Annotated in this window: 1 protein-coding gene; it reads left to right on the forward strand. The window is 50.3% G+C overall.

What is annotated here, in order from left to right; all coding sequences use genetic code 11:
* Positions 1-1,178: outer membrane protein assembly factor BamA (bamA, locus tag RI563_RS00310; RefSeq protein ID WP_310692318.1), on the forward strand; the 1,178-nt coding region annotated here is incomplete at both ends.

A 1,178-nucleotide genomic window follows, 5' to 3' on the forward strand; every position in this document is an offset into this window, starting at 1 on the left:
GAGAAGTACTCTCGCCAGGTGTTCAGTGGCGATCTCGAGTCCTTACGCTCCTATTATCTCGATCGCGGTTACATCAACTTCAATACGGACTCAAGCCAGGTCTCGCTGACACCGGATAAACAGGAAGTCTATATCACGATAAATATCACCGAAGGTGAGCAGTATACGGTCCGGGATATCAAGGTTACCGGCGATACAATCATCCCGTTAGAAGAGGTCAGGGATCTGATTACGCTCAAGGTTGATGAGATCTATTCGCACAAAAAGAGCGTAGAGACGACTAATAATATCAGTGACAAGCTGGCGGCCAGGGGGTATGCCTTTGCCAATGTGAATCTGATTCCCGAGCTTGATAAGGATTCCCGAACCGTGGCCCTGACCCTGTCGGTGGATCCCGGACGGCGTGTCTATGTTCGTCGAATCAATGTTACCGGTAATACCAAGACACGTGACGAAGTAATTCGTCGTGAGTTGCGCCAGCATGAAGGCGACTGGCTTTCTACGGAGAAAGTCTCACTGTCACGTACCCGGCTTGATCGACTGGGTTTCTTCGAACAGGTTTCGGTTGAAACGCCGGCAGTCAGCGGCACCAGCGATCAGGTTGATGTGAATTTTAATGTCAAGGAGCGTCCGACCGGCTCTCTAACCGCAGGCATCGGTTATTCGGATACCCAGGGCGCATTGATTAATTTTGGCCTCAGCCAGGAAAATTTTCTTGGTACCGGTAAGCGACTCGGCCTGAATCTGAATAACAGCGATGTTACCAAATATTATAACCTGAGCTATACGAACCCCTATTACACAGATGACGGTGTCAGCCGCGGCTTTAATGTTTTCTGGCGGGAGGTTGATGCCGAAGAAGCGCAACTGACCCGGTTTACAACCAATACGAAAGGCGCTTCAATGAATTACGGAGTGCCGCTGTCGGAAATTACCCGGGCGAATTTGAGTATCGGTTACGAGAATACCGAAATCATCCCCGGCGCCAACGTAGCACAGGAAATACTTGATTTTATTGATGAAAATGGTAGTGTCTACGATAATTACGAGCTCTCGCTGGGCTGGCGGCGGGATAGCCGCAACCGGGCGATTCTGGCGGATTCCGGCTCCGTGGCCTCCGTGAATCTGACCTCGGCGATTCCGGGCAGCAATCTGGAATATTATAAATTTGATACACG

Source organism: Thiohalophilus sp. (assembly GCF_031581315.1).
GTDB lineage: Bacteria > Pseudomonadota > Gammaproteobacteria > UBA6429 > Thiohalophilaceae > Thiohalophilus.